Origin of the sequence: Streptomyces sp. NPDC058375 (assembly GCF_042723425.1) — a bacterium.
GTDB classification, from domain to species: Bacteria; Actinomycetota; Actinomycetes; order Streptomycetales; family Streptomycetaceae; genus Streptomyces; species Streptomyces durocortorensis.
In genome coordinates, this window is sequence record NZ_JBHXJG010000088.1 from 1 (window position 1) to 26,766 (window position 26,766).

The 26,766-nt window shown below is 72.0% G+C and carries 29 protein-coding genes; 16 read left to right on the forward strand and 13 right to left on the reverse strand.

Translation table 11 applies throughout. From position 1 onward, the window contains the following. Nucleotides 1–49 precede the first annotated feature (49 nt). The gene (locus ACFWM7_RS16615) at nucleotides 50–517 is read right to left on the reverse strand and encodes an ATP-binding protein (RefSeq protein ID WP_383260928.1); all 468 of its coding nucleotides are present in this window, start codon (nucleotides 515–517) and stop codon (nucleotides 50–52) included. Nucleotides 518–809: 292 nt separating this feature from the next. Then, nucleotides 810–1,736: a hypothetical protein gene (locus tag ACFWM7_RS16620; RefSeq protein ID WP_383260930.1), complete on the reverse strand. Its 927-nt coding sequence runs from the start codon at nucleotides 1,734–1,736 to the stop codon at nucleotides 810–812. A gap of 60 nt (nucleotides 1,737–1,796) precedes the next feature. Here ACFWM7_RS16620 and dapE point away from each other — a divergent pair, with 60 nt between their 5' ends. After that, nucleotides 1,797–2,876, forward strand: coding sequence for a succinyl-diaminopimelate desuccinylase (dapE, locus tag ACFWM7_RS16625; RefSeq protein ID WP_383260932.1), 1,080 nt, complete (start codon nucleotides 1,797–1,799; stop codon nucleotides 2,874–2,876). Nucleotides 2,877–2,995: 119 nt separating this feature from the next. After that, nucleotides 2,996–3,781 (forward strand): TIGR00730 family Rossman fold protein, encoded by a 786-nt coding sequence (locus tag ACFWM7_RS16630; protein ID WP_383260934.1) that lies wholly within the window; start codon nucleotides 2,996–2,998, stop codon nucleotides 3,779–3,781. A gap of 299 nt (nucleotides 3,782–4,080) precedes the next feature. Here ACFWM7_RS16630 and folP read toward each other — a convergent pair whose 3' ends face one another. Then, nucleotides 4,081–4,953: a dihydropteroate synthase gene (gene folP, locus ACFWM7_RS16635; protein ID WP_383260937.1), complete on the reverse strand. Its 873-nt coding sequence runs from the start codon at nucleotides 4,951–4,953 to the stop codon at nucleotides 4,081–4,083. A gap of 130 nt (nucleotides 4,954–5,083) precedes the next feature. On the opposite strand from folP, the gene ACFWM7_RS16640 reads away from it, so the two are divergent. Both ACFWM7_RS16640 and ACFWM7_RS16645 read left to right on the forward strand, forming a co-directional pair. Further along, nucleotides 5,084–5,497 carry a cell division protein DivIVA gene (locus ACFWM7_RS16640; protein WP_383260988.1) on the forward strand — a complete coding sequence of 138 codons (414 nt, stop codon included), beginning with the start codon at nucleotides 5,084–5,086 and terminating at the stop codon, nucleotides 5,495–5,497. Beyond that, a complete protein-coding gene (locus ACFWM7_RS16645) occupies nucleotides 5,494–6,087 on the forward strand; it encodes a DNA-3-methyladenine glycosylase I (protein WP_383260940.1) in 594 nt (197 codons plus the stop codon). Before ACFWM7_RS16640 ends, ACFWM7_RS16645 begins: the two co-directional genes overlap by 4 nt. A 7-nt stretch (nucleotides 6,088–6,094) precedes the next feature. Here ACFWM7_RS16645 and ACFWM7_RS16650 read toward each other — a convergent pair whose 3' ends face one another. After that, on the reverse strand, nucleotides 6,095–6,907 hold the full coding sequence (locus ACFWM7_RS16650; protein ID WP_383260944.1) for an enoyl-CoA hydratase/isomerase family protein: 813 nt from the start codon (nucleotides 6,905–6,907) through the stop codon (nucleotides 6,095–6,097). A gap of 315 nt (nucleotides 6,908–7,222) precedes the next feature. On the opposite strand from ACFWM7_RS16650, the gene ACFWM7_RS16655 reads away from it, so the two are divergent. Further along, entirely contained in the window at nucleotides 7,223–7,390 is a 168-nt protein-coding gene (locus ACFWM7_RS16655) for a DUF3117 domain-containing protein (RefSeq protein WP_003966491.1), read from the forward strand. 92 nt (nucleotides 7,391–7,482) lie between these two features. Here ACFWM7_RS16655 and ACFWM7_RS16660 read toward each other — a convergent pair whose 3' ends face one another. After that, on the reverse strand, nucleotides 7,483–8,148 hold the full coding sequence (locus tag ACFWM7_RS16660; RefSeq protein WP_383260948.1) for an O-methyltransferase: 666 nt from the start codon (nucleotides 8,146–8,148) through the stop codon (nucleotides 7,483–7,485). Between the two features lie 178 nt (nucleotides 8,149–8,326). Between ACFWM7_RS16660 and sigE the strand changes: the two genes are divergently transcribed. The 5 genes from sigE (at nucleotide 8,327) to ACFWM7_RS16685 (ending at nucleotide 13,706) form a co-directional block, all read left to right on the forward strand. Further along, nucleotides 8,327–9,088 (forward strand): RNA polymerase sigma factor SigE, encoded by a 762-nt coding sequence (gene sigE, locus ACFWM7_RS16665; RefSeq protein ID WP_175464868.1) that lies wholly within the window; start codon nucleotides 8,327–8,329, stop codon nucleotides 9,086–9,088. Continuing rightward, entirely contained in the window at nucleotides 9,085–10,155 is a 1,071-nt protein-coding gene (locus ACFWM7_RS16670; protein WP_383260953.1) for a zf-HC2 domain-containing protein, read from the forward strand. Before sigE ends, ACFWM7_RS16670 begins: the two co-directional genes overlap by 4 nt. Nucleotides 10,156–10,246: 91 nt before the next feature. After that, nucleotides 10,247–12,277, forward strand: coding sequence for a trypsin-like peptidase domain-containing protein (locus ACFWM7_RS16675; protein ID WP_383260956.1), 2,031 nt, complete (start codon nucleotides 10,247–10,249; stop codon nucleotides 12,275–12,277). 143 nt (nucleotides 12,278–12,420) lie between these two features. Further along, entirely contained in the window at nucleotides 12,421–12,921 is a 501-nt protein-coding gene (locus tag ACFWM7_RS16680) for a sec-independent translocase (protein ID WP_383260959.1), read from the forward strand. 125 nt (nucleotides 12,922–13,046) lie between these two features. Further along, nucleotides 13,047–13,706: a hypothetical protein gene (locus tag ACFWM7_RS16685; protein WP_383260962.1), complete on the forward strand. Its 660-nt coding sequence runs from the start codon at nucleotides 13,047–13,049 to the stop codon at nucleotides 13,704–13,706. A gap of 87 nt (nucleotides 13,707–13,793) precedes the next feature. On the opposite strand, the gene ACFWM7_RS16690 is transcribed toward ACFWM7_RS16685, so the two are convergent. From ACFWM7_RS16690 to ACFWM7_RS16700, 3 genes are read right to left on the reverse strand one after another with little or no spacing between them, the layout of a single operon-like run. Further along, nucleotides 13,794–14,927, reverse strand: a complete 1,134-nt coding sequence (locus ACFWM7_RS16690; RefSeq protein ID WP_383260965.1) for an Mrp/NBP35 family ATP-binding protein — start codon at nucleotides 14,925–14,927, stop codon at nucleotides 13,794–13,796. Between the two features lie 43 nt (nucleotides 14,928–14,970). Next, nucleotides 14,971–15,531 carry a DUF1003 domain-containing protein gene (locus ACFWM7_RS16695; protein WP_205083680.1) on the reverse strand — a complete coding sequence of 187 codons (561 nt, stop codon included), beginning with the start codon at nucleotides 15,529–15,531 and terminating at the stop codon, nucleotides 14,971–14,973. Beyond that, entirely contained in the window at nucleotides 15,518–16,822 is a 1,305-nt protein-coding gene (locus tag ACFWM7_RS16700) for a magnesium transporter MgtE N-terminal domain-containing protein (RefSeq protein WP_383260967.1), read from the reverse strand. The genes ACFWM7_RS16695 and ACFWM7_RS16700 overlap by 14 nt, the downstream gene beginning before the upstream one ends. A gap of 290 nt (nucleotides 16,823–17,112) precedes the next feature. Here ACFWM7_RS16700 and ACFWM7_RS16705 point away from each other — a divergent pair, with 290 nt between their 5' ends. Next, nucleotides 17,113–17,880 carry a hypothetical protein gene (locus ACFWM7_RS16705; protein WP_383260968.1) on the forward strand — a complete coding sequence of 256 codons (768 nt, stop codon included), beginning with the start codon at nucleotides 17,113–17,115 and terminating at the stop codon, nucleotides 17,878–17,880. 23 nt (nucleotides 17,881–17,903) lie between these two features. Here ACFWM7_RS16705 and ACFWM7_RS16710 read toward each other — a convergent pair whose 3' ends face one another. Both ACFWM7_RS16710 and ACFWM7_RS16715 read right to left on the reverse strand, forming a co-directional pair. Next, entirely contained in the window at nucleotides 17,904–18,428 is a 525-nt protein-coding gene (locus tag ACFWM7_RS16710; protein WP_383260970.1) for a hypothetical protein, read from the reverse strand. Between the two features lie 30 nt (nucleotides 18,429–18,458). Continuing rightward, a complete protein-coding gene (locus tag ACFWM7_RS16715) occupies nucleotides 18,459–19,586 on the reverse strand; it encodes a magnesium and cobalt transport protein CorA (protein WP_383260974.1) in 1,128 nt (375 codons plus the stop codon). Between the two features lie 467 nt (nucleotides 19,587–20,053). Between ACFWM7_RS16715 and ACFWM7_RS16720 the strand changes: the two genes are divergently transcribed. Continuing rightward, entirely contained in the window at nucleotides 20,054–20,638 is a 585-nt protein-coding gene (locus ACFWM7_RS16720) for a suppressor of fused domain protein (RefSeq protein ID WP_383260975.1), read from the forward strand. Between the two features lie 20 nt (nucleotides 20,639–20,658). Here ACFWM7_RS16720 and ACFWM7_RS16725 read toward each other — a convergent pair whose 3' ends face one another. Continuing rightward, nucleotides 20,659–21,897, reverse strand: coding sequence for an MFS transporter (locus ACFWM7_RS16725; protein ID WP_383260976.1), 1,239 nt, complete (start codon nucleotides 21,895–21,897; stop codon nucleotides 20,659–20,661). Nucleotides 21,898–22,079: 182 nt separating this feature from the next. On the opposite strand from ACFWM7_RS16725, the gene ACFWM7_RS16730 reads away from it, so the two are divergent. The 3 genes from ACFWM7_RS16730 to ACFWM7_RS16740 all read left to right on the forward strand — a co-directional run bounded on the left by ACFWM7_RS16730 (nucleotide 22,080) and on the right by ACFWM7_RS16740 (nucleotide 24,451). Further along, a complete protein-coding gene (locus tag ACFWM7_RS16730; RefSeq protein WP_383260978.1) occupies nucleotides 22,080–22,757 on the forward strand; it encodes a DUF6758 family protein in 678 nt (225 codons plus the stop codon). Between the two features lie 87 nt (nucleotides 22,758–22,844). Next, a complete protein-coding gene (locus ACFWM7_RS16735) occupies nucleotides 22,845–23,708 on the forward strand; it encodes a PHP domain-containing protein (RefSeq protein ID WP_383260980.1) in 864 nt (287 codons plus the stop codon). Between the two features lie 137 nt (nucleotides 23,709–23,845). Continuing rightward, on the forward strand, nucleotides 23,846–24,451 hold the full coding sequence (locus tag ACFWM7_RS16740; RefSeq protein ID WP_383260982.1) for a MarC family protein: 606 nt from the start codon (nucleotides 23,846–23,848) through the stop codon (nucleotides 24,449–24,451). Between the two features lie 84 nt (nucleotides 24,452–24,535). Here ACFWM7_RS16740 and ACFWM7_RS16745 read toward each other — a convergent pair whose 3' ends face one another. After that, nucleotides 24,536–24,688: a hypothetical protein gene (locus ACFWM7_RS16745; RefSeq protein WP_006127395.1), complete on the reverse strand. Its 153-nt coding sequence runs from the start codon at nucleotides 24,686–24,688 to the stop codon at nucleotides 24,536–24,538. Nucleotides 24,689–24,895: 207 nt separating this feature from the next. Between ACFWM7_RS16745 and ACFWM7_RS16750 the strand changes: the two genes are divergently transcribed. Continuing rightward, the gene (locus ACFWM7_RS16750) at nucleotides 24,896–25,816 is read left to right on the forward strand and encodes an NYN domain-containing protein (protein ID WP_383260984.1); all 921 of its coding nucleotides are present in this window, start codon (nucleotides 24,896–24,898) and stop codon (nucleotides 25,814–25,816) included. 19 nt (nucleotides 25,817–25,835) lie between these two features. On the opposite strand, the gene ACFWM7_RS16755 is transcribed toward ACFWM7_RS16750, so the two are convergent. Then, the gene (locus tag ACFWM7_RS16755; RefSeq protein WP_383260986.1) at nucleotides 25,836–26,693 is read right to left on the reverse strand and encodes an alpha/beta fold hydrolase; all 858 of its coding nucleotides are present in this window, start codon (nucleotides 26,691–26,693) and stop codon (nucleotides 25,836–25,838) included. Nucleotides 26,694–26,766: the final 73 nt, after the last annotated feature.

Genomic DNA, 26,766 nt, shown 5'->3' on the forward strand with positions numbered 1-26,766 from the left:
GGCCTGAGGAGTGCGCACTCCTCAGGCCCTCCGGCATGTGCGTGAGCGATCAGCCGATCGGCAGGCCGTTCAGCGGCAGGGCGTCGGTGGGCAGGCCGCCCTTGCCGAGGCTGTCGGTGGGCAGCCCACTGCCGAGGCCGTCGGTCGGCAGACCGCCACCGGCAGCTTCGGCCACCCCGCCGACGGTCTCGCCCGCGTTGCCCGCGGCCTGGCCGGCGGTCTCCTGGGCGGCCGGGACGGCGACCTTGGCGGACTTGCCGACAATCTCGCCCGCCGCCGGGAGCGCGGTGCCGACGAGCCGGCCGCCGGTCTCACCGGCGGCCTGGGTGCCCTGCTGGGCGGCGCTGTCCAGGGTGTTGCCGACGTTCGCGCCGTCCAGTGCGGTCAGACCGCCCAGCTCCGGGGCCGCCGGGAGATCTGCGGCGCTCGCGGCACCGGCCGCACCGACCACGGGGGTCGCGCCAGCGGCGATCAGCAGCGCGGCACGAGCGATCCGACGGGTCAGGGGGAGGGACATGATGCTCCTTCAGCGGGTTGTGCACGAATCTGTCTGTCCGGTGATCGGACGCACTGATACAACCGCTTCGGGGGAGGGGAAGGTTGCGGCAGGCAAAGGTAAAGACTGAGTAATGCGTCGGATTATCCGCAGCGGAAGAACCCGGGCAAACAATCCATACCGCCGGGATCCGATGAACCGTCACTCCCCTTGGCGGGCAAGGAAATGGGAGGGGAGCGGCGAGGCCGCGAGAAGTCGCGTGGAAAGAGCCCGGGGGCATGACCCCCATGACCCGTACGAGTGACGGGGCGTACTACTGAACGATCTGGATCCTGACCGCGGTCGTGCCCGTTTCCTTGCCCTTTGCGGCTTCCGTCCGCCAGCCCGTACCGGCGTCCCAGACCCGGTCCGCATAGCTCACGCGCTCGATCCGCAGCGCCTCGGACTGCGCCACGGCCCAGTGCGCCAGCTCCCAGCCACGCCGCGGCGAGGCCTTGTCCTCGGCCCGCCCCGTGGTCGCCGGGACGGGCACCGAGACGGTCGAGGCGGCGGACGCGCCCGCGGCCTTCGCGGCGGGCAGCACGTCCTTGCCGAAGGCCCGCACCAGCTCGGCCCGCACCTGCCCGGCGTCCCCCGGGCCCTTCGCCGTCGCGGTCGACGGGGTGCAGTTCAGCGAGGCCGGCCTGCGCCCGGTCAGCGCGGCGGCCAGCAGCGCGGCGTCCGGCTCGTGCTTCGCGTACGCCTGCGGGAACCCGCTGCGCTGCACGCGCTGCGCGGCCACGGTCAGCGGCAGCCGCGAGTAGCCGGGGACCTCGGCGAGATGGTCGTAGAACTCCCCGGAGGAGTAGACCGGGTCCATGAGCTGCGCGGGCTTGCCCCAGCCCTGCGAGGGCCGCTGCTGGAACAGCCCCAGCGAGTCCCGGTCCCCGTAGTCGATGTTGCGGAGCGTGGACTCCTGGAGCGCGGTGGCCAGCGCGATCGTCACCGCCCGCTCCGGCATGCCGCGGGTGGTGCCCACCGCGGAGATCGTCGCCGCGTTCACGGCCTGGGCCAGGCTCATCTCGTACCGCTGGGTCTCGCCCTCGTCCCCGCCCTTCGCCTCCACCACACAGCGCGGCGGGTTCTTCGAACCGGAGGAGTCGTACTGCACGGCCAGATAGCCGCCCAGCGCCGCGAGCACGGCGAAGGCGGCCCCGTAGCGGAGGAGGCGTCGTCGGCGAGGGCTGGCTGTCCTGGGCACGGGCCCACCGTACTGGAGGGCCCGGCCGGGGCCGATACCCAAGTCCCTTAGGGTCGGTCCATGGCCGACAGCACCCTTGACCTCACCCTGGACGGACCGGCGCTCACCGCCCGGCTCGTCGACTTCCCCTCGGTCAGCGGGGAGGAGAAGGCCCTCGCCGACGCGATCGAGTCGGCCCTGCGCGCGCTGCCGCACCTCACCGTCGACCGGTACGGCAACAACGTCGTCGCCCGCACGGACCTCGGCCGCGCCGAGCGTGTCGTCCTCGCCGGGCACATCGACACCGTGCCGATCGCCGACAACGTCCCCTCCCGCCTCGACGCGGACGGGATCCTCTGGGGCTGCGGGACCTCCGACATGAAGTCCGGCGTCGCCGTCCAGCTCCGGATCGCCGCGACGGTCCCCGAGCCCAACCGCGACCTGACCTTCATCTTCTACGACAACGAAGAGGTCGCCGCCCACCTCAACGGCCTCGGCCACATCGCCGACGCCCACCCCGAATGGCTCGCCGGAGACTTCGCCGTCCTGCTGGAGCCCTCCGACGGCGAGGTCGAGGGCGGCTGCCAGGGCACCCTCCGCGTCCACCTCCGTACGACGGGGGAGCGGGCCCACTCCGCGCGCAGCTGGATGGGCTCCAACGCCGTCCACGCCGCCGCCCCGATCCTGGCGAAGCTGGCGGCGTACGAGCCCCGCCGCCCGGTCATCGACGGCCTCGAATACCACGAGGGCCTCAACGCGGTCGGCATCGAGGGCGGCGTCGCCACCAACGTCATCCCGGACGCCTGCACCGTCGTCGTCAACTACCGCTACGCCCCCGACCGCACCGAGGAGGAGGCCGTCGCCCACGTCCACGAGGTCTTCGCCGACTGCGGCGTGGCCGAGATCGTCATCGACGACCACTCCGGCGCCGCCATGCCCGGCCTCTCCCACCCCGCCGCCCAGGCGTTCATGACCGCCGTCGGCGGCACCGCCCGGCCCAAGTTCGGCTGGACCGACGTCTCCCGCTTCGGCGCGCTCGGCGTCCCCGCGGTGAACTACGGACCCGGCGACCCGATGTACGCCCACAAGCGCGACGAGCACGTGGCCGTCGACAAGATCACCCACTGCGAGAACCGCCTCCGCTCCTGGCTGGGCGACTGACCGGCTGACCGTCCGACGCACGGCATTCCCCCGCACGTAACCTCCGCCGATCTACGCTGGCCGTACGCAGCACGACACGTACGACCCAGCACGAAGCAGGTCGGTGGAGGGAGCGGAACATGGGCAACGCCGAGGACGCACGGATCCCCGAGGGTGCGGAGGTTCCCGAGGGCGCGGTCAGCCCCGAGGAACAGTGGCTGGGCCCGGTCCTGCGCCGCAGGGAGCAGGTACAGCCCGGCACGACCGATCAGCGGCTGCTGGACTCCGAGGGCGACTCCGAGTGGGTGCACACCGACCCCTGGCGGGTGATGCGCATCCAGTCGGAGTTCGTCGAGGGCTTCGGCGCGCTCGCTGAACTGCCGAGCGCGATCAGCGTCTTCGGCTCGGCCCGCACGCCGGCCGGATCGCCGGAGTACGAGGCCGGGGTGGCCATCGGCAAGGCCCTGGTCGACGCGGGCTTCGCGGTGATCACCGGCGGCGGCCCGGGCGCGATGGAGGCGGCCAACAAGGGCGCCCGGGATGCCAAGGGCGTCTCGGTCGGCCTCGGCATCGAGCTGCCCTTCGAGTCGGGCCTCAACCCGCACGTCGACATCGGCGTCAACTTCCGCTACTTCTTCGTTCGCAAGACAATGTTCGTCAAGTACGCCCAAGGCTTCGTGGTCCTGCCCGGCGGCCTCGGCACCCTCGACGAACTCTTCGAGGCCCTGACCCTCGTCCAGACCGGCAAGGTCACCCGCTTCCCGATCGTCCTGTTCGGCACCGCGTACTGGGGCGGCCTGATCGACTGGCTCCGCGACACGGTGGTGGCCGGCGGCAAGGCCTCGGAGAAGGACCTGCTGCTCTTCCACGTGACGGACGACGTGGAGGAAGCAGTCATGCTGGTCACGAAGGAGGTCGGGCGGTAAGTGGTTCCAGCCCGCCCGGCCAAACCCAGCCCGCCCGGCGTTTGAGGGCATCCTTTCGGCCGGTGGGGGCCGCACCGCACCAGACCCGCCCGGCCACTTCAAGCCCGTGCGGCGATTGAGGACATCTCTTCACCGGTACGCCGGGCGGGCCCGGTCAACTCAGCCCCTCCGGCCCAATCAAGCCCGCCCGGCGATTGAGGGCATCGGTTCCAGCCCCTCCGGCGCTTGAAGGAGCGGGGCCCAGGGACAGCGCCCCGGGCCCCGCCCCGCCGGGGCAGGCGGCAACGCAGGCGGCAGAACTACGCCAGCCCCCGCCGGGCAACGGCTGGCGCCCGATGCCCCGCGATGGACGCCACCATGTCCAAGACCTGCCGCGTCTCCGCCACCTCATGCACCCGGTACACCCGCGCCCCCAGCCACGCGGACACCGCCGTCGTCGCCAGCGTCCCGACGACCCGCTCCTTCACCGGCCGGTCCAGCGTCTCGCCCACGAAGTCCTTGTTGGACAGCGACACCAGCACCGGCCACCCGGTCTCCGCCATCTCCTCGAGCCGCCGCGTCGCCTCCAGCGAATGCCGCGTGTTCTTCCCGAAGTCGTGCCCCGGATCGATCATGATCCCGTCCGCCCGCACCCCGAGCTCCACCGCCCGCTCCGCAAGCCCCACCGTCACGCGCAGGATGTCCGCCATGACATCGTCGTACGCGATCCGGTGCGGCCGCGTCCGTGGCTCGGCGCCGCCCGCGTGCGTGCACACGAGCCCCGCCCCGTACCGCGCGGCGACCTCCGCCAGTCGCGGGTCCACCCCGCCCCACGCGTCGTTCAGCAGGTCCGCCCCGGCCTCGCAGACCGCCTCGCCCACCTCGTGCCGCCAGGTGTCCACGCTGATCACCACGTCCGGGTGACGGCGGCGGACCTCGGCGACGAACCCGACCGTACGGCGCGCCTCCTCCCCGGCGGTCACCTCGTCGCCGGGGCCCGCCTTCACCCCGCCGATGTCGATGATCGCCGCGCCCTCGGCCACCGCCTGCTCGACCCGGGCGAGCGCCGGCTCGTCCCGGAACGTGGCGCCCTGGTCGTAGAAGGAGTCCGGGGTCCGGTTCACGATCGCCATGATCACCGGCTCGTGCGGCCCGAATTCCCGCCGCCCCAGCCTGAGTGCACCGCTGCGCATCCCGAATTTCCTCCTCAGATAGCCCGCCTGCGACCCTAAGGCCTTGAGTGAAGGCCCTTCGTGGTCGGCCCCGACTTGTCCGTGTCGCATGGCACGATCGGAGCCGGACGAGGTTTCCGCCCCCGGGGAGATGCGCGTGTTCTGGTTCTTGCTGCTCACGATGGTCGTGGTCGTCACCGCGGTCACCCTCGCGGTGGTCGGCGGCGGTGGGAGCGCGGTGCTCCAGGACGTCCCGCCCGAGCGGTTCACCGACCCGCTGCCCGCGACCCGCCCGGTCGGCCGGGCGGACGTCGAGGCGCTGCGCCTGCCGATGGCGTTGCGCGGCTACCGGATGGTGGACGTCGACGAGGCGCTGTCCCGGCTCGGCGCCGAGCTGGCCGAGCGCGACGCCCGGATCGCGGAGCTGGAATCCACCCTGGCCGGGGCGCAGGCGGCCGCGGTGACGAGCGGCACCGACCTGTTCAAGCAGCCCGGCGACCGGCCCGCCTCGGAACCGGCCGACCGCGCGGACGGCCCGGACCGCACCGGGGAGGACGGCCGATGAGCGGCGGAGCCCTGCCCGCCCCCGACGGCGGGCTGCGCTGCCCCTGGGGCCTGTCAACCGAGGACTACCTCGCTTACCACGACACCGAGTGGGGCCGGGCGGTCCACGGGGACGACGCCCTGTTCGAACGGCTCTGCCTGGAGGCCTTCCAGTCCGGGCTCTCCTGGCTGACGATCCTGCGCCGCCGCGCGACCTTCCGTACCGCCTTCGAGGGATTCCGGATCGGGGCCGTCGCGAAGTTCACCGACGCCGACCGGGAACGGCTCCTGGCCGACCCGGGGATCATCCGCAACAAGGCCAAGGTCGACGCGACCCTCGCCAACGCGAAGGTCCTCGCCGGCTGGCGGGCCGGGGAGCTGGACGAGCTGATCTGGTCCTACGCCCCCGACCCGGCCGGCCGGCCCGCCCCGCGCAGCCTGTCGGACGTCCCGGCCGTCACGCCGGAGTCCACCGCGCTCGCCAAGGCCCTGAAGAAGCGCTCGATCCGCTTCGTCGGCCCCACCACCGCCTACGCGCTGATGCAGGCGTGCGGACTGGTCGACGACCACCTCGCGGACTGCGTGGCGCGCGGCGGCGGCGCACCGGGCTGAGCGGCGGCTACTTCCCGAGGTAGACCGGCTTCTCCTTGGCGAGGAAGGCCTCCACCGCGATGGTGTGGTCCTGCGACGCGCCCGCCCGGGTCTGGAGTTCGTCCTCCTTCTCCAGCGCCTCGGCGAGCGTGTGCCCGGCCCCGTACGCCATCGACTCCTTCAGCGCCGCGTACGCCACCGTGGGCCCGGCGGCCAGGGTGCGGGCCACCTCGGCGGCGCGCTCGGCCAGCTCGGCCGCCGGGACGACCCGGTTGACGATCCCCAGCTCCAGCGCGTCCTGCGCGGAGATCGACCGCGGGAAGAACAGCAGATCGGCGGCGCGGCTCTGCCCGATCAGCCGGGGAAGCGTCCAGGACACGCCCGAGTCGGCGGTGAGTGCGACACCCGCGAAAGAAGTGTTGAAGGAGGCGGTGTCCGCGACCACCCGGTAGTCCGCCGCGAGCGCGAACCCGAACCCGGCCCCGGCCGCGACGCCGTTCACCCCGGCGACGACCGGCTTCGCCATCTCCGTGATCGCCCGCACGATCGGGTTGTAGTGCTCCTGCACCGTGCTCAGCGCGTTGCCGTCGCCCGCCTCACGGGTCGCGGCGAGCGTGGCGACGTGCTCCTTGAGGTCCTGGCCGACACAGAAGGCGCGCCCGGTGGCCGTGAGCAGAACCGCCCGGACGCCCGTGTCCGCCGACGCCGCCAGCAGCGCGTCCCGCAGCGCGATCTTCGCCGCCGTGTTCATCGCGTTCATCGCGTCGGGTCGGTTGATCGTGATCGTCGCGAGACCCTCGCTCACGTCGTACAGCACGGTGTTCGCCTGCTCGTCGGCCATTCCGGTTTCCCCTCGCTGCTCGGGCATCGTTGCCCCTGCAGGCAAGCATGGCCGACGCCGAACGGGGCAGAGATGTGACCTGCGTCTAACAATTGGCTCTCACCTGGGGCTCCGGGGCGGCGCAGTATCGCAGCCGGATCGCCGAATTGGGTGGTTTTGAGAGAGCGCGTTGCGCAAGCGATGCAGACCGATGTTGGTCATCGGGGTCGTTGATGCGGGATAATGGCGAAGAAGCAATGTGTTCGATGCCGGTGAGGCAGCGCCTGTCATGGGGCCGCCGGTTGCGATGAGCTGGTTTCAGGAAGGGGAACGAGCATGGCGGCCATGAAGCCGCGGACGGGCGACGGCCCGCTCGAGGTGACAAAGGAGGGGCGGGGCATCGTCATGCGCGTTCCGCTCGAAGGCGGCGGTCGGCTTGTTGTCGAGCTGACTCCGGACGAGGCCGATGCCCTCGGCGACGCGCTGAAGAAGGTCGTCGGCTGACGCGGAACGCCCATCACCTTCACCACTGCCCGGCACGGATCTTTGTGCCGGGCAGTGGTGCGTCCTGACGAGGACCCGAGGATCTACGCTGCTCAGCCGCGCCGGACCGCGCAGAGCAGGCCGTCGCCGACCGGCAGCAGGGTCGACAACAGCTCCTGGCTCTCGCGCACCGCGCGCAGCAGCTCCCGCAGCCGCAGCACCTCGGCCGGCTGGGCGGCCGAGTCGATCGTGCGGCCGTCCGCGAAGACGCCCTCGAAGCAGACCAGGCCTCCGGGGCGCAGCAGGCGCAACGATTCAGCGAGCACGTCGAGGCTCTCCAGCCGGTCGCCGTCGCAGAAGACGAGGTCGTAACCGCCGTCCGCGAGCCGGGGCAGGACGTCCAGGGCGCGGCCGGGGATGAACCGGGCCCGGTTGGTGGCGAAGCCCGCCTCGCGGAACGCCTCCCGGGCGAACTGCTGCCGCTCGGGCTCGGGGTCCACCGTGGTGAGGACCCCGTCCGGCCGCATTCCGTGCAGGAGATAGATGCCGGACACGCCGGTGCCCGTGCCGATCTCGGCCACCGCTTTGGCGTCGGCGGCGGCTGCCAGCAGGCGCAGCGCGGCGCCGGTGCCCGGTGACACCGGGCGAAGTCCCAGCTCGCGAGCCCGGTCCCGGGCCACGTGCAGTGCTTCGTCCTCGGCGACAAAGGCGTCGGCGAACGCCCAGCTCGTCTGCCGGTTGGCGGTAATGACCCTCTCCTGTCCCCGTAGTTGGCGCAACGGTGACTGTATCCGCTGGACCCGGGAACCCGCAGATGGGACCGGGCGTTGTGCAAGGAGTGGGGAAAGCGCAGCGACCGGGTCCGCGGATCGGACCGGCGAGCTGAGCGGAAGTCCCGGGCGACGCCCGTCCCCATCAGGGAAAAAGGCTTATCCGGAGCTAACGGGCGAGGTGGCTATGGTAGGGGCTCCACTGGACACCACCAGAGCCGATAGGGGAGGTGCGGCTGCGCCTGTGGACCGGGGAGGGGTGCTGCGGCGCCTGCTCAGGTCGGCCGGTGAGCCGAAATCCGTGACCAACATTGCTGACCGTTCTTCCGAAGACTCCGCACCGACCGCGACCTTCGCCTCTGATGCGGACTCTCAGGCGTGGACCCCGCCCTCATGGGAAGAGATCGTCAGCACGCACAGCGGTCGCGTGTACCGCCTTGCCTACCGGCTGACGGGAAACCAGCACGACGCCGAGGACCTGACCCAGGAGGTCTTCGTCCGGGTGTTCCGCTCGCTGTCGACGTACACGCCCGGCACCTTCGAGGGCTGGCTGCACCGCATCACGACCAATCTCTTCCTGGACATGGTCCGGCGCAAGCAGCGCATCCGCTTCGACTCGCTCGGCGACGACGCGGCCGAGCGGCTGCCGAGCCGTGAGCCGTCCCCGCAGCAGATCTTCAACGACACCCACTTCGACGCCGACGTGCAGCAGGCGCTGGACACCCTCGCGCCCGAATTCCGTGCGGCCGTGGTCCTCTGCGACATCGAGGGCCTCAGCTACGAGGAGATCGCCGCGACCCTCGGAGTGAAGCTCGGCACCGTTCGCAGCCGGATCCACCGCGGTCGCTCACACCTGCGCAAGGCGCTCAAGCACCGTTCGCCCGAGGCCCGCGCCGAGCAGCGCTCCCTGGCGGACGCGGTCCTGGCGGGGGAGGGCGGAGTGGCGTGAGTGGCACAGGTCCCACCGGTCCCACCCCTGCCGAAGCGCACCTGGGGGACCGCCTCGCCGCGCTGGTCGACGGCGAGCTGAAACACGACGCCCGTGAGCGGGTCCTGGCCCACCTGGCGACCTGCGCCAAGTGCAAGGCCGAGGCCGACGCCCAGCGCCGCCTCAAGAGCGCCTTCGCCATGTCCGCCTCACCCTCGCCCTCCGAGGGGTTCCTGGCCCGTCTACAGGGCCTTCCCGGGGGCCCCGGCGGCGACGACACCGGTCCCGGCGGGCCGTTCGGCGGCCGGGGGCCCTTCGCCGACGAGTTCTTCCCCGGGCTGCGCCCCTCCGGTGCCGGCACCCGCGCCGACACCGCGCCCTCCCCCCTGGACGGCTTCGGATACCTCCCCGCCACTCGCGGCTCCACCGCCGTGCTGCCCGGCGGGGCCGGCTCCGGCTCGGTCTTCCGCATACACGAGGCGGCCCGCGACGCGGACCGCTCGCCCTGGCGCGGGCGGCGCTTCGCCTTCGCCGCGGCCAGCGCGGTCTCCCTCGCGGCCATCGCGCTGGGCGGCACCCTGCCGCTGGACTCCGGCCCCGAATCCTCCCTGCGCGCCGAGGGCGCCGGGAACAACGTCACCCCGCTCGCCGCCGAGACCCGCGCGGAGATGGGCGCCAACGCGGTCAGCCGCCGCGGCGGCGGCGCTCTCGCGGTGACCGGCGAGGGCCCGGCGACCGAGCGGCCCGTGTCCGGCACCGACCTGGCCGGGACGAACAAGGTGCCCCCGTCGCTCGGCGGAACGACCCCGGTTGCTCCGGCCGTCACCCCTCCGGTGAACCGGCAGGGTCTGCCGACCGCTCCGCCGCTGTTCGGCACGTCGACCTCGGGCGGACACCCGTTCACGCTCCCCGTGCTGAATGTGTCCGTGCCGCCGTTGATACGCCCGACGACATCCGGCGCCCCGCTGCTGGTGGCGGCGCTCGGCAGCGCGTCGGTGCCGAAGACGGTTCCCTCCTCGCTCGCCTCGGGGCCGCCCCCGGGCTCGCCCGCCAACGATCTGGCGAGCCCGCTTTCGCCCCGGCGCTGACCGGACCCTGCGCGGGGATTCGCAAACCTGGTTGAATTCCGGTGAGGGACGCCTCTGAAGGCGTACGACAGAGGCCAGTTGCGGGGAGAGCATGGACGACGGGAAGCCCAGCGGGCCGCAGGCGAAGTGGTGGAGCCGCCCCACGGCGGGACGCGCCGACCGCACGGAGCCGGACAGCGGGCCGGGCCCGGCGGGTGTTCCGGTGGCCGAGGAGCGCGAGCCGGCGGCCCCGGCCCCGGCTGTCCAGGACTCGGCGTCCGCCTCGGCTCCGGCCGCCCCGGCACCGGACTCGGCCGCGCCGGGCCCAGCCGACCAGACCCCGGCGGTCCAGGACTCGGCGTCCGCCTCGGCTCCGGCCGCCTCCGCCCCGCCCACCGCAGTCCCGACCGCCGCGGCTCCGGCCTCCGTCCCGGCCGAGGAGCCCGGTGGCCAGGACGTCCCCCGGCCCCGCCCGTCCGGGCAGCCGCTGCATGAGCCCGACGAGTACAGCACCCCGCCCTACGGCGGCCCCGGTCCCTGGGCGCCCGCCCCGCCGGTGCAGCGGCCGACCCCGGCCCACGGCACCGTCGTACCGCCGGGGGCCGGAGGGCCGTCACCGCAGTACGCGACGACGAACGGCGCCGGAATCCCGGCCCCCGCGTCGGCACCCACCCCGCCCGCCGCACCGCAGCCCGCGCCCGCCGATGGCCTCACGCCCCCGCACGCCCAGCACACCGGAGGCTTCGCGCCCCCGCAGGCCCACGCCCACGCCCAGCCCGCGCCCCCCGACGCCTTCGCGCCCACGCAGGCCCCGGGCCACGCCCCCCACGCCCAGCACGCGGCGGCCCCCGGTGCCCAGCACGCGGCGGCCCCCGGTGCCCAGCACGCGGCGGCGCCCGGGCAGCAACAGCCCGCCCACGCGGCGCACGGTCAGCAGCAGACGCAGTGGCTCCAGTACGACCCGTGGGGTGCCCCGGGGCAGCCGCTGACCCGGCCAGGTCCCCCCGAGGGCGCCGAGCCCGGCCGGAGGAAGAAGCGCCGGGGCGGGGCGTTCATGGGGGTGCTCCTGCTGGCCCTGGTCGCCAGCGGCATCGGCGGCGGAGTCGGCGCGTACATCGAGCGCAACGGCGGCCTCACCACCGTCGAACTGCCCCAGGCGGGCCGCGACAACGGTGACCGGGCCCCCGACAGCGTCGCCGGCATCGCCGCCAGCGCCCTGCCCAGCGTGGTCACCCTGCACGTCAGCGGCACCGCCGAGTCCGGCACGGGCACCGGCTTCGTCCTCGACGGCCAGGGCCACATCCTCACCAACAACCACGTCGTCGCCCCGGCCGGATCCAGCGGCGACATCACCGTCACGTTCAGCAGCGGCGAGACGGCGTCCGCCGAGCTCGTCGGCAAGGACAGCGGCTACGACCTCGCGGTCGTCCGGGTCCGCGGGGTCTCCGGACTCAAGCCCCTGCCTCTGGGCAACTCCGACAACGTCCAGGTCGGCGACCCGGTGGTGGCCATCGGCGCCCCCTTCGATCTGTCCAACACGGTCACCTCGGGCATCATCAGCGCCAAGCAGCGGCCGATCACCGCGGGCGGCGAGAAGGGCGACGGCAGCGACATCAGCTACGTCGACGCCCTTCAGACCGACGCCCCGATCAACCCGGGCAACTCCGGCGGCCCCCTGGTCGACGCCCGGGCCCACGTCATCGGCATCAACAGCGCCATCCGCGCCGCCGACAGCGCCCCGGGCCCCGAGGCCGGCGGCCAGTCCGGCTCCATCGGCCTCGGCTTCGCGATACCCATCAACCAGGGCAAGCGCGTCGCCGAGGAGCTGATCACCACCGGCAAGGCCACCCACCCGGTGATCGGCGTCACGCTGGACATGAAGTACACCGGCGACGGGGCCAAGGTCGGGGCCAAGGGCGCCGACGGCGGACCCGCCGTCACCAAGGACGGCCCCGCGGACAAGGCGGGCATCAAGTCCGGCGACGTCATCACCCAGGTCGAGGGCCAGCGCGTGCACAGCGGCGAGGAGCTGATCGTGAAGATCCGGGCCCACCGCCCCGGCGACTCTCTCGACCTCAAGCTGACCCGCGGCGGCGAGGAACGGACCGTGACCCTGAAGCTCGGCTCGGCGAGTGGCACCTGATCCGGCACGCGATCCGGCACGTGGGCGCCACCGCGAGGTACCGCCCGGACACCTTCGACAGGTACCTTTGACCGGTCCGGGCAGCAGGCGGACCCGGGCCGCGATCGCACGGAGAACACGCGGAGAACACGAGGAGCAACTAGGTGTTCAATGACATAGGCGCACTGGAGCTGCTGACGCTCGGGGTGCTGGCCGTGCTGGTCTTCGGCCCCGACAAGCTGCCCAAGCTGATCCAGGACGTCACGCGCACCATCCGCAAGATCCGCGAGTTCTCGGACAGCGCGAAGGAAGACATCCGCTCCGAGCTGGGCCCGCAGTTCAAGGACTTCGAGTTCGAGGACCTCAACCCCAAGACGTTCGTCCGCAAGCAGCTGATGGACGGCAACGACGACCTGGGGCTGAAGGAGATCCGCGAGAGCTTCGACCTGCGCAAGGACCTGGCCGACGTCACCGACGCGGTCAACGGCCGCACCCCGGCCGCCTCCGATACCGCCAACAGTGCGGCAAACGGCTCTGCGGGCGCGTCGGTCGGCGGCTCGTCCACCAGTCTCACCAAGACCGGCGACACCGCTCCTGACCTGCTGAAGAAGACCCCGTCGCCGGCTCCGCCCGAGCGCCCGCCGTTCGACGCAGACGCCACCTGACCCCGGTCAATCCCGACTCGTCCGGACGGTATGGCTATTCTCCATCTGTCCGGTTGCGAGGACGCCCAAGCCCGCGGGGGGCGGGCCGCTCCGGATCCTGACTGATCGAGGAGGCGGCCGCGCAGATGGAGACGACGAGTCGGATTGATACGGACGGTGTCCCGGGCACGGCCACGGCGGAGGAGGGGCCGGCGGTCCGGCGTGCCGTCGACGGCTACCTGAAAGCGACCTTCCCCTGGTACGGGCTGGACGAGGCCTTCACCGGCCCGCGCTGGCTGATGCAGGTCGCCGCCGCGGCCGACGGCACCGTGCAGCACGGTGCCACGGGGCACGGTGACGAGCCGTCGGTGAAGTCGGACGGCTCCGCCGACAAGGAGCGGTTCGCCGCGGTGATCACGGTCGCCGCGAGCCCGGTGCGGCGCAGCGGTGACGGTACGGGCGTGCTGGACGCCACCACGGTGTCCTCGGCGGCCTGGCTCGCGGGCTCCGGCCTGCTGGCGTACACCTGGCCGCCGCAGATGGACCACACCCTGCGCGACGACTGGCTGGACCAGCAGACCGAGACGGCCTTCACCCTCGCCGACGACCTCGGCAGCGCCCCCTGGACGACGCTCTCCCTGCCGGTGGACGGGGTGCCGGTGGAGTTCCACTACCGCGAGTCCGAGTTCGGCTGGGTGCTGGCCGGGTCCGCCCACGAGGGCGTGCACATCGGGGCGTACGGGCGGGGGATGAGCGCGTACGGTCTGGGCTTCGCGGCCATCAAGGACATCGAGACGTACGCGTAACGCCGACGACAGCACACAGCACACAGCACACAGGGCGGGCCGGATGACCACCGGCCCGCCCTGTCGTGTGCTGCCCGTGCAGGGGTGTCAGAACTTGTTGCGCGGGGTGATCCCCAGCGACATGCCCGACAGGCCGCGCTGACGGCCGCCCAGCTTCTGCGCGATCGAGCGCAGCGCGCTGCCGGCCGGGGAGTCGGGGTCGGACAGGACGACCGGCTTGCCCTCGTCGCCGCCCTCGCGCAGTCGCACGTCGATCGGGATCGAGCCGAGCACCGGCACCTCGGCGCCGACCGTGCGCGTCAGCCCCTCGGCGACCCGCGCGCCGCCACCCGAGCCGAACACGTCGACCATCTCGTCGCAGTGCGGGCACGGCATGCCCGACATGTTCTCCACCACGCCGACGATCTTCTGGTGGGTCTGCACGGCGATCGAACCGGCCCGCTCGGCCACCTCGGCCGCCGCCTGCTGCGGGGTCGTGACGACCAGGATCTCGGCGCCCGGCACAAGCTGCGCCACCGAGATCGCGATGTCACCGGTGCCCGGCGGCAGGTCCAGCAGCAGGACGTCCAGGTCGCCCCAGTACACATCGGCGAGGAACTGCTGGAGCGCCCGGTGCAGCATCGGACCGCGCCAGACCACGGGCGCGTTGCCCGGGGTGAACATGCCGATGGAGATGACCTTCACACCGTGTGCGGACGGCGGCATGATCATGTTCTCGACCTGGGTCGGCTTGCCGTCCGCGCCGAGCATCCGGGGCACGCTGTGCCCGTAGATGTCCGCGTCCACGACGCCGACCTTCAGCCCGTCGGCCGCCATCGCCGCGGCGAGGTTCACCGTCACCGAGGACTTGCCGACGCCGCCCTTGCCGGAGGCGACCGCGTACACCCGGGTCAGCGAGCCGGGCTGGGCGAAGGGCACCTCCCGCTCGGCGGTGCCGCCGCGCAGCGAGCTCGCCAGGTCCTTGCGCTGTTCGTCGCTCATGACGTCGAGGGTCACCTCGACGCGCGAGACGCCCTCGACCCGGGCGACCGCCTCGGTCACGTTCCGGGTGATCGTCTCGCGCATCGGGCAGCCGGAGACCGTGAGATACACGGTGACAGCGACTACACCGTCAGGATCGATCTCGACCGATTTCACCATGCCCAGCTCGGTGATCGGGCGGTGGATCTCCGGGTCGTTCACTGTCGACAGTGCCTCAAGCACCGCGTCTTCCGTAGCCATACCGACGATGTTACGGCGCGGAGCACTACGGGCGGGTAGCCCCTCAGCGGTCGCCTTCGTCACTCTCGGCCGGGAACAGCACCTGCCGCTCCTCCATGTCCTTCACCATGTCCTGGAGTTCCGAGCGGATCCAGTCCCGGGTGGCGACCTCGCCCAGGCCCATACGCAGGGCCGCGATCTCCCGCGTCAGGTATTCGGTGTCGGCGATGGAGCGCTCGTTCTGCTTGCGGTCCTGCTCGTGCGTGACCCGGTCCCGGTCGTCCTGCCGGTTCTGCGCGAGGAGGATCAGCGGCGCGGCGTACGAGGCCTGGAGCGACAGCATCAGCGTCAGGAAGATGAACGGGTACTGGTCGAACCGCAGGTCCTTGGGCGCGAAGATGTTCCACAGCACCCAGAGGATGATGATCAGCGTCATCCAGACGATGAACCGCCCGGTCCCCAGGAACCGCGCGATCCGCTCCGAGAACCGGCCGAACGCCTCCGGGTCGTACTCCGGCAGCAGCCGCCGGCGCGGGGCCTTCGGCTGGTCCAGCCGGGTGCGCGGGGGCCGCACCAGGCCCGAGGAGCCGGTCGAGGACGCCTTCGCCCGGTCATCGCCCGCCATGACCGACCCCCTCCTCCCCGTGCAGATCCGTTTCCCCGTGCAGATCCGCCAGATCCGTCTCGCGCCAGTCGTCCGGCAGCAGGTGGTCCAGGACGTCGTCCACGGTCACCGCGCCCAGCAGCGAACCGCTCTCGTCGACGACCGGGGCCGAGACCATGTTGTACGCGGCCAGATAGCTGGTGACCAGCGGCAGCGGGGTGTCCGGCGGCAGCGGCACCAGATCGCTGTCGACGATCGAGCTGACCAGGGTGAACGGCGGATCGCGCAGCAGCCGCTGGAAGTGCACCGTGCCCAGGTACTTGCCCGTCGGGGTCTCGTCGGGCGAGCGGCACACGTACACCTGGGCGGCCAGCGCGGGCGACAGGTCCGCCTGCCGTACGCGGGCCAGCGCGTCGGCCACCGTGGCGTCCGGCCGCAGCACGATCGGCTCGGTCGTCATCAGACCGCCCGCCGTCCGCTCCTCGTACGACATCAGGCGGCGTACGTCGGCGGCGTCGTCCGGCCGCATCAGTGCCAGCAGCCGTTCCTTGTCCTCCTCCGGCAGCTCGGAGAGCAGGTCGGCCGCGTCGTCCGGGTCCATGGCCTCCAGGACGTCGGCGGCCCGCTCCTCGGCGAGCTTTCCGATGATCTCCACCTGGTCGTCCTCGGGCAGCTCCTCCAGGACGTCGGCGAGCCGGTCGTCGTCCAGGGCGGCGGCCACCTCCACCCGGCGCTTGGGCGAGAGGTGGTGCAGGGCGTTGGCCACATCGGTGGGCCGCAGCCGCTCGAACGTGGCGACGAGGTTCTCCGCGCCCTGGCCGTGCTCCTCCAGCGAGAAGCCGCTGACCGCCGACCACTCCACCGTCAGCGTCTCGCCCTTGCGGCGCAGCGCACCGCCGCGCCCCTTGCGGACGAAGTACTTGTCGATCTCCCAGTCGCGGCGGGCCGGCAGCTGCTGGATGGCCACGTCCAGGACGGTGACCTCCTCGTCGCCCTCCACCAGCCGGACCCGCCGGTCCAGGAACTCGCCGAGGACGAGCCGCTCGGTGGGCCGCTGTTCGAAGCGCCGCATGTTGACGACGCCGGTGGTGATGACCTGGCCGGACTCGACGCCCGTCACCCGGGTCATCGGCAGGAAGATCCGCCGGCGGCTGATCACCTCGACCACCAGGCCCAGGATGCGCGGCGGACGTCCGCCGACCCGCAACATCGCCACCAGGTCGCGGACCCGGCCGACCTGGTCGCCGTTGGGGTCGAAGACGGGCACTCCGGACAGGTGCGAGACGAAGACCCTGGGGGTGACCGCCGCCATCCGCCGCCTCCTTCGTCCGTCCGTGTCCGCCGTACCGTCTGTGTCCGTCGTGTCCCTGCGGCCCCGGATCCGGCCGGAACCGTTTCGTCCGGTCCGTGGCCGTGCGTCCGACCGTCCCGGCCCGCCGTCGCCGACCAGCGGATTTCGCCGGTACGCCGGGATCAGGCTAGCCCGTACCGCCGCGCCGCGCCCCGGCGGACCCGTCCGTACGGCTGGCTGCCGGACCGTGCGCGCCGCCCGGGTACGCTGCCGTCTGCCACCCCCGATCGCAGTTGAGAGGCAGTGCGCCCGTGACCTCTTTTGCCCCGGCCGTGCGGAACCATCGCCGGACCGCCCTCGCTCTCGTGCTGTGCGGAGGGCTCACCGTGGCCCTGGCCGCCTGCGGCACGGAGGAGGACCCGGACAAGGGGACCAACGGCGTCGCCAAACTCACCGCCGCCGAGATCGACAAGAAGGCCAGAGCGGCGGCCGACGCGGCGAGTGCCGTCCGTCTGTCGGGCACGCTCGTCAGCAAGGGCGGCACCTACCGGCTGGACATGAAGCTCACCGCGAAGGGCGGCATGGGCTCGGTGACCTCGAAGAAGCAGAGCTTCGCCCTGCTGCGGGTCGACGACGAGCTCTTCCTCAAGGCGCCCGCCGGCTTCTGGACCCACGAGGGCAGCGAGGGCGCGGGCGAGTCCGCCGACGCCGCGGCCGCCGAGAAGCTGGGCGGCAAGTACGTGAAGGTCCCCGAGGGCGACCCCAGCTACCGCCAGCTGCGCGGCTTCACCGACAAGAAGGTCCTGCTCGACGGGCTGCTCGCGCTGCACGGCAAGGTCAACAAGGGCGGCCGGGACACGGTCGCCGGACAGCGCACCATCCAGATCCTCGGCGGCAAGGGCGAGGGCGGGGCCTTCGACGTCTCGCTGGAGGACCAGCCGTATCCGGTACGGGTGGCCCGGGGCGGCGGCGGGGGCACGGTCTCGCTGGCCGACTGGGGGCAGGCCTTCCCGCTGGAGGCCCCCGAGAAGGACGACACCGTCGACTACGGCGGCCAGCTCCCGAAGTCCTCCGGCTGACCCGGCGGCCCCTCGAAGACCGCTCAGCCCTTCCGGCGGCGCTTCAGCAGCAGCCGGGGGACCGCCGCCGGGGCGGGCTCCCGGGTCGTGGCCCCGGTCGGCAGCGGTACGGCCGCCAGCGAGGTGTCCGGCAGCGCGGTGCTCACGGTCTCCGGCGTCAGCCGCACCACCGTGCACGTGCGCGCCCACCGCTCCGTCATCGACTCGGCGTCCGGCGCGTTCAGCCGCTTGCCCTTCAGCTCGGCGACCGCCGCCTCCCACTCCTCGGAGTGCGGCGCCAGAAAACGTACCGCCGCACTCCAGGCGACGATCCGGCCGCCCTTGTCCTTGCTGCGTACGGTGACCTCGGCGCGGCGGCCCCCGTCGGCCAGGCCCTCGGGCAGCGGCTGCTCGCCGGGGCCGCCGCCGACCAGCAGCGCCGCGCCCTCGTGCCAGACGTGCCAGACGGCGCGGGCCGGGCCGGAGCCCCGGACCCAGACGAGGCCGGACTTCTTCGTGGCCTCCTCGGCGAGGGCCCTCTCCAACAGGTCGGCGGCAGCATCAGTCATGGGCGCGAGCTTAGACCGGTGGGGCCGTGCTCACAGCCAGCCGTTGCGCTTCAGGATGCGGTGGATGGAGAAACAGACGGCCCCGATGACGCCCAGCACGATCGGATAGCCGTACTTCCACTCCAGCTCGGGCATGTAGTCGAAGTTCATGCCGTAGACGCCGCAGATCATCGTCGGCACGGCGATGATCGCCGCCCAGGAGGTGATCTTGCGCATGTCCTCGTTCTGGGTGACCGTCGCCTGCGCGAGATTGGCCTGCAGGATCGAGTTCAGCAGCTCGTCGAAGCCGATGACCTCCTCCTGGACCCGGGCGAGGTGGTCGGCGACATCGCGGAAATACTTCTGGATGTCGGGGTCGATCAGCCGCATCGGACGCTCGCTCAGCAACTGCATGGGCCGCAGCAGCGGGGACACCGCCCGCTTGAACTCCAGCACCTCGCGCTTGAGTTGATAGATCCGGCCCGCGTCCGAGCCGCGCGGGGAGCCCTTCGCCGGGGTGGAGAAGACATCGATCTCCACCTCGTCGATGTCGTCCTGCACGGCCTCGGCCACCGCGATGTACCCGTCGACGACGTGGTCGGCGATGGCGTGCAGGACGGCGGAGGGGCCCTTGGCGAGCAGCTCCGGATCGTCCTGGAGGCGGTGGCGCAGGGCGCGCAGGGAACCCTGGCCGCCGTGCCGGACGGTGATGACGAAGTCCCGGCCGGTGAAGCACATCACCTCACCGGTCTCCACGACTTCGCTGGTCGCGGTCAGCTCCGCGTGCTCCACGTAGTGGATCGTCTTGAAGACGGTGAACAGCGTGTCGTCGTAACGCTCCAGCTTGGGCCGCTGGTGGGCGTGGACGGCGTCCTCGACGGCCAGCGGGTGCAACCCGAACTCCCGGGCGATGCCCGCGAATTCGGCCTCCGTCGGCTCGTGCAGACCGATCCACGCGAAACCGCCCTCCTCCCGCACCTGGAGCATCGCCTCGTGCGGCGTCGGGGTGGCGGGCATCACCAGGCGGCGGCCGTCGCGGTAGACCGCGCAGTCGACGACGGCGCTGGAGGCGGACGGGTCGCGGGTGGTGTCGTACGCGCTGTAGGGGGCGCTGTTCTTACGGAGGGACGGGCGCAGGGACGGGCGCACGGCGGCGCGCAGGTCACGGATCATCGACATGGCTGGCTCCTTCACGGAGGGCCGTCGGCGAGGGCGTGGAACAACCCGGAATGGGGACGTGGGCTCACGTCCGCAAAGCGGGCTCCACCGCGCGGGCGCGATGACGGCGTTCGCTACAGACAGGCAAAATGCGCTACAGGCAGGCAGGAACGAAGGGCTCTTCCGTCACGCGGACTGCTGTCGGGGAGTCGTCCGGACACGACGGCGATGTCGGCCCCGGGCGACCGACGAGAGACGTCGGATCAGCGGGAAAGGTGAGGCTCGGAAGAGCGGTTGGTACTGCACGGTCGACTTGGATCCATGGCAGTCCCCACCTCCTCCGGCCGGTCCCCCGTGGGGGACGACGTGTCGTCGGGACGAAGAAGAGCGACGCTTCTGCGTGCTGTCCCGACCGGCGGCCAGGCTATCAGCCGCCCAAGGCCCAATCCCGTACTTTGCCCATTCACTACGCGATCTATGCTCGCGGCATGTCAGAAATTCTCGCTCTGGTCGAGGCGCGGCTCCGTTCCGCCCTCGGGGAACCGGATGCCCGGGCCGATGTGACGTTCCTCGGCACGGACCGTATCGAGGTGCTGCGTTTCCTCGACGGCGACATCGTGCGCTACGCGACGCTCGGCATGTCGGGCGCGCCGATGGCCGACCCCACCTCCCCGCTCGCCGACCCGGTGAAGGGCCCCCGCGCCGAACTGGTCCTCTCCGTACGGGGCGGGCTCGCCGACACCGACCAGGTGCTGCGCCCGCTCGCCGTGCTGGCCGCCTCCCCGCAGGTCGAGGGCTTGATCGTGGCCCCGGGTGCCTCGCTGGACCTGGGCGAGCCGCTGTGGACCGGGGCGCCGTTCACCTCGGTGCTGGTCGCGGAGGGCGGCGGTCTGGTGGAGGACCTGGATCTGGACGAGCCCATGGACCCGGTGCGCTTCCTGCCGCTGCTGCCGATGACGCACAACGAGGCCGCCTGGAAGCGGGTGCGCGGCGCGCAGGAGCTCCAGGAGCGGTGGCTGACGCACGGTACGGACCTGCGCGACCCGCTGCGCACGTCCGTACCGCTGGACTGATTCGTCTGCCCTGAGGGCGGTCAGTCGGCGAAGACCGTCACGCTGTCCTCCATCGCGTGGACCGGCTCCAGCTCCTCGGCCTCGTGGTTCAGCGCCGTACGCCGTACACCCACGACGGCCGCTCCGACCAGGGCGGCGAGCGCGGCCACCACGAACGGGACGTGGATGTCGGTCCACTCCTCGATCTTCGGGGCGAGGAAGGGGGCGGCCGCCGCGGCGAACCAGCGGACGAAGTTGTATCCGGCGCTCGCCACCGGGCGCGGCGCGTCCGAGACCCCGAGGGCCAGCTCGGTGAAGACCGTGTTGTTCATGCCGATGAACGCGCCGGAGACGATCGTGGCGACGATCGCCGTGGTGTGGCTGCCGTACCCGAGGACCAGCAGGTCGACGGCGAGCAGCACCAGCGAGGCCCCGAGCACCTTGAGCGAACCGAAGCGGCGCTGGAGGAGCGGGGCGACGAGCACGGAGAAGACGGCGAGCAGCAGGCCCCAGGCGAAGAAGACCGCACCCGACTTGTACGGGGTCATGTCCAGCACGAACGGCGTGAACGCCAGGATCGTGAAGAAGGCGTAGTTGTAGAAGAACGCCGAGGCCGCGACCGAGGCCAGTCCGCCGTGGCCCAGCGCCTTCACGGGATCGAGCAGTGACGTCTTGACGGCCGGCTTCGGCTGCTCCTTGAGGAACGCGGCGATACAGAGGAAGCCGATGGCCATCAGCGCCGCCGTACCGAAGAACGGGTAGCGCCAGCTGGCGTCCCCGAGCAGCGCGCCGAGCAGCGGCCCGCACGCCATGCCGAGGCCGAGCGCCGACTCGTACAGCAGGATCGCCGCCGCGCTGCCGCCCGCCGCCGCTCCGACGATCACCGCGAGGGCGGTCGAGACGAAGAGGGCGTTGCCCAGGCCCCAGCCGGCCCGGAAGCCGACCAGTTCGGCGACGGAGGACGAGGTGCCGGAGAGCGCCGCGAAGACGATCACGAGCGCGAGACCGGCCAGCAGGGTCTTGCGGCCGCCGATGCGGCTGGAGACGAAGCCGGTGACCAGCATCGCGAAGGCGGTGATCAGGAAGTACGAGGTGAACAGCAGCGACACCTGACTCGCCGAGGCGTCCAGCCCCTGGGCGATGGACGGCAGGATCGGGTCCACCAGGCCGATCCCCATGAAGGCCACCACCGCGGCGCCCGCCGTGGCCCAGACGGCCTTCGGCTGGCGCAGGATGCTGACCCCCGTCGCTCCTTCGTCGAACGGATCCTCTCCCTGCATGGGCTCTCTCCTTCTCCTCGGACTCTCCGGACTTCTCCGGCCTCCGGATCGATGCGTTATGCACAGAATAAGTTAGGCGGACTAATAAATGCAAGCTACATCTATTCTTCCCGGTCAGGGCCACGCTCCGGACGGGTGATCGTCCTTGACGCGAGGACCGGCGGGGAGGACGGTTGGTCCTTATGAGGGGCGAACCCAGTTGCCCGAAGTGCGGTGGCCGGGTCAGGGCGCCCGGTCTCTTCGCCGACGCCTGGCAGTGCTCCGCGCACGGCCAGGTCCACCCGATGCAGCCGGTCATCCCGCCGAGCGTCGAAGGGCTCGGCGTCGTGGTGCACCGCACGCAGGTCCCCGTCTGGATGCCCTGGCCGCTCCCCGTGGGCTGGCTGTTCACCGGGGTCGCCAGCGCGGGCGACGACCGCAGCGGCGGGCGCGCGAGCGCCGTAGCCTGCTCCGGACCCGGCCCGCTGGGCGGGATGGGCGAGCTGCTGCTCGTCGCCGAGGAGCTCGGCGTCGGACTCGGCGCCCGGTACGCCGGCATCGACGGCCCCGACCCCGGCCGCCACCTGAACGTCGACTCCGCCCCCGACGCCAAGGTCCACGCCGCCGGCCGCCCCACCCCGCTCTGGCACGTCAGGAACGCCCCGGAGGACCGCGCCGTCTTCGCGGGCGAGGCGCGGGGGCTGTGGCTCTGGGCGATCCTGTGGCCCGAGCAGTCGGGGCTCCTGATGTACGACGAGCTGGTCCTGACCGACCTGCGGGACGCCGGGGGAGAGGTGGACCTCGTCCCCTGCGGCGCGCTCACCCCCCGTCTCCTCGCCGCTCCCGAGGCGCCGCCCCGGCAGGGGAAGGGCGAGCGGTAGCGGGTGCGAGCGCGGCCGGACGCCCGGTGCGCGGCGGTTATCCTTGAGCGGTCCCCCGTCCGCCCGCGAGCCCCGGAGTCAGCCGTCGTGCGTATCGACCTGCACACCCACTCCACCGCGTCGGACGGCACGGACACCCCCGCCGAGCTGGTCGCCAACGCCGCCGCCGCGGGCCTGGACGTCGTCGCGCTCACCGACCACGACACCGTGGGCGGCCACAAGCAGGCCGTCGACGCGCTCCCCGAGGGGCTCACCCTCGTCACCGGCGCCGAACTCTCCTGCCGCGTCGACGGCGTGGGCATGCACATGCTGGCCTACCTCTTCGACCCGGCCGACGCCGAGCTGGAGCGCGCCCGGGAGCTCGTCCGCGACGACCGGGTGCCGCGCGCCCAGGAGATGGTCCGCAAGCTGCGCGCCCTCGACGTCCCCGTCACCTGGGAGCAGGTCGCCCGCATCGCCGGGGACGGCTCGGTCGGCCGCCCGCACGTCGCCGCCGCCCTCGTCGAACTCGGCGTCGTGCCCACCGTCTCCGACGCCTTCACGCCCGACTGGCTGGGCAACGGCGGCCGGGCGTACGCCGAGAAGCACGAGTTCGACCCCTTCGAGGCCGTCCGCCTGGTGAAGGCGGCGGGCGGGGTCACCGTCTTCGCCCACCCGGCCGCCGTGAAACGCGGCGCGGTGGTCCCCGAGTCCACGATCGCCGCGCTCGCCGAGGCGGGCCTCGACGGCATCGAGGTCGACCACATGGACCACGACGAGCCCGCCCGGGCCCGGCTGCGCGGTCTCGCCCGCGAACTGGGGCTGCTCACGACCGGCTCCAGCGACTACCACGGCAGCCGGAAGACCGTCGAGCTCGGCGCCTGCACCACCGACCCCGAGATCTACGGCGAGATCACCCGGCGCGCCACGGGAGCCTTCCCGGTGCCGGGCGCCGGTGGAGCCGTCCGCTAGCGCTTCCCCGCCCCACCCGTTTCTCTCTCCCCGCGCGCCCCTGTGCGTACCGCCGCCGTGCCCGACGCACCGCGACGGCCGCTTGCCCGGACTCGCGCCCCCTCCGTACCGCCCGCTCTTCTCTCGCAAGGCTCACTGTGTTCGACGTCGCTGTCTTCGGATCCCTCTTCCTCACCCTATTTGTGATCATGGACCCGCCCGGGATCACGCCGATCTTCCTCGCCCTCACCGCGGGCCGCCCCGCCAAGGTGCAGCGCAAGATGGCACTCCAGGCGGTCACCGTCGCGTTCGGCGTGATCGCCGTCTTCGGTCTGCTCGGCCAGCAGATCCTCGACTACCTGCACGTCTCCGTGCCCGCGCTGATGATCGCGGGCGGTCTCCTGCTGCTGCTCATCGCGCTCGACCTGCTGACCGGCAAGACGGACGAGCCGACGCAGACCAAGGACGTCAACGTGGCGCTCGTACCGCTGGGCATGCCGCTGCTGGCCGGGCCCGGCGCCATCGTCTCGGTCATCCTGGCTGTGCAGCACGCGGACGGCGTGGGCGGGCAGCTCTCGGTGTGGTCCGCGATCGTCGCCATGCACGTGGTGCTCTGGCTGACCATGCGCTACTCGCTGGTCATCATCCGCGTGATCAAGGACGGCGGCGTGGTGCTGGTGACCCGGCTCGCGGGCATGATGCTCTCCGCCATCGCCGTCCAGCAGATCATCAACGGCGTCACCCAGGTCGTCCAGAACTCCTGACCCGATCCCCGACGCCCCCGCACACCACAGCGCCCCCGCACGGACGTTCCGTGCGGGGGCGCTTCGTCTTCACAACGTCAGGTGTTACGAGGCCGAACTGTCGGCCGGCCGGATGTAGATGCGCTGGCCCGTCGCCGCGGCCTGCTGCACGATCCGGTTGACGGAGGCGGCGTCCACGACGGTGCTGTCCACGGCGGTACCGTCGACGTCGTCGAGTCGCATGATCTCGAAGCGCACAGTGCTTCCCTTCGTCTGATCCTCCTGCTGGAGAACTACTGGCGCCGGTGGGGCGTCCCACCGGCAAGACTAGGAACGCGAGGCTTCCCTCGCGTTCCACGTGGGTTACAACGAGTTGCCCCTGGCAAACATTCCCTACGCTAAGGAAATTTTTTGGATGTCTAAGTACCCGTCGGTAGCCACGCCACCACAGACCATGAGGTTCGCATGAACGAGGCGGACCCGCAGCTCATCGGGGTCACCGGAGAGGCCGGCATCGCCGCCCGGCTGGACCGCACCAACGAGCTGCTCCAGCGCATGCTCGTCGAGGTCGCGAAGACCCCGTCGACGCACGCCATCTTCGTGGACGCCGGCTATGTGTACGCCGCGGCCGGGCTGCTCGTCACCGGCACCGAGGACCGGCGCTCCTTCGACCTCGACGCCGAGGGGCTGATCGAGGCCTTCATCGACAAGGCCCGCACGATCTTCGCGGACAGCAGACTGCTGCGCGTCTACTGGTACGACGGGGCCCGGCGCCGCATCCACACCACCGAGCAGCAGGCCATCGCCGAACTCCCCGACGTCAAGGTGCGGCTCGGCAACCTCAACGCCAACAACCAGCAGAAGGGCGTCGACTCACTCATCCGCACCGACCTCGAATCCCTCGCCCGGCACCGCGCCATCAGCGACGCGGCGCTCGTCGGCGGCGACGAGGACCTGGTCTCGGCGGTCGAGGCGGCCCAGGGCTACGGGGCGCGGGTGCACCTCTGGGGCATCGAGGCCGCCGAAGGGCGCAACCAGGCCGAACCCCTGCTCTGGGAGGTCGACAGTCAGCGCACCTTCGAACTCGACTTCTGCCGCCCCTACGTCACCCGGCGGCCCGTCACCACGTACGAGGACGACACCCCGGCCCCCTCCCGGGAGGACGTCCGCTTCGTCGGCGCGCAGATCGCGGCCGCCTGGCTCGCCGCCCGGGGCCGGGAGTCCCTCGCCGACCTGCTGCCCGGCCACCCCTATCTGCCGGGCTCCGTCGACCAGGACCTCCTGGTGGAGGCCGAGCGGCTGCTCCAGCACTCGCTGCGCGGCCACGCACACCTGCGGCGAGCGCTGCGTGACGGCTTCTGGCGGCACCTGCAGGCGCAGTTCTGACCGGGTGGGATCACCTCCGTCAGGCGTCCGGCAGACCGTCCCAGAACGCGGCCAGCGCCTTCGCGGTCTCCTGCGGGCGGGCGGTGTTGGGGGAGTGCTCGGCGCCGGCGATCGTGGTACGGCGGGCGCCGAGGCGCCGCGCCATGGAGTCGAACAGCTCCACCGGCCAGACGTCGTCGCGCTCCCCGGACAGGACGTGGACGGGCAGCCCGACGGCGGCCAGCTCGTCCACCCGGTCCGGCTCCGCCGCCAACTGGGCCCCGGTGGCGATCAGTTGGGCCGGGCGGTGGGCCAGCCAGCGCCGGCGCATGTCCGCGCCGTCGCCCGTGTCCGCGTCCTGCGGCGGGTCCAGCGCCTGCATCGCCTGCCACACCTCGTCCATGGACAGCACGGACAGCGCGTCGCTCAGCATCTTCACCTTGTCCCGCTGGGCCGCGAGGACCTCCGCGGGGCCCGACGACATCAGCGTCAGCGAGCGGAACGGGGTGGCGTCCAGCAGGACGGCGGCACGGGCGATCTGCCCGCCGAGCGAGTGCCCGAGCAGGTGCAGCTCTCCGTCGCCGCCACCCAGGGCCGCTGCCTGTGCCAGCACGTCACGCGCCAACTCACCCTGGGCGTAACTCTCCTGGCGGTCCGCCCCCGGTGACTCGTACTGTCCCCGGCCGTCCACGGCGACCACCCGGTAGCCCGCACCGGTCAGCGGTTCCAGCAGCGCGATGAAGTCCTCCTTGCTGCCGGTGTAACCGGGCAGCAGCAGGGCGGTGGTCCGTGCCGGGGTACGCGGTACGGCGTCCAGGACGGCGAAGTCGCCGCGCTCGGTGACCAGGACACGGGCGCGGGCACAGGGCGGCGGGGCGAAGGTGGGCGGGCGGCTCATACGCCGAGGCTATCCCCGCCGCCCCTTTCCCGAGGTCACCGGGCGGCTCTCGCGGCGGCACGGGCAGCGAAAA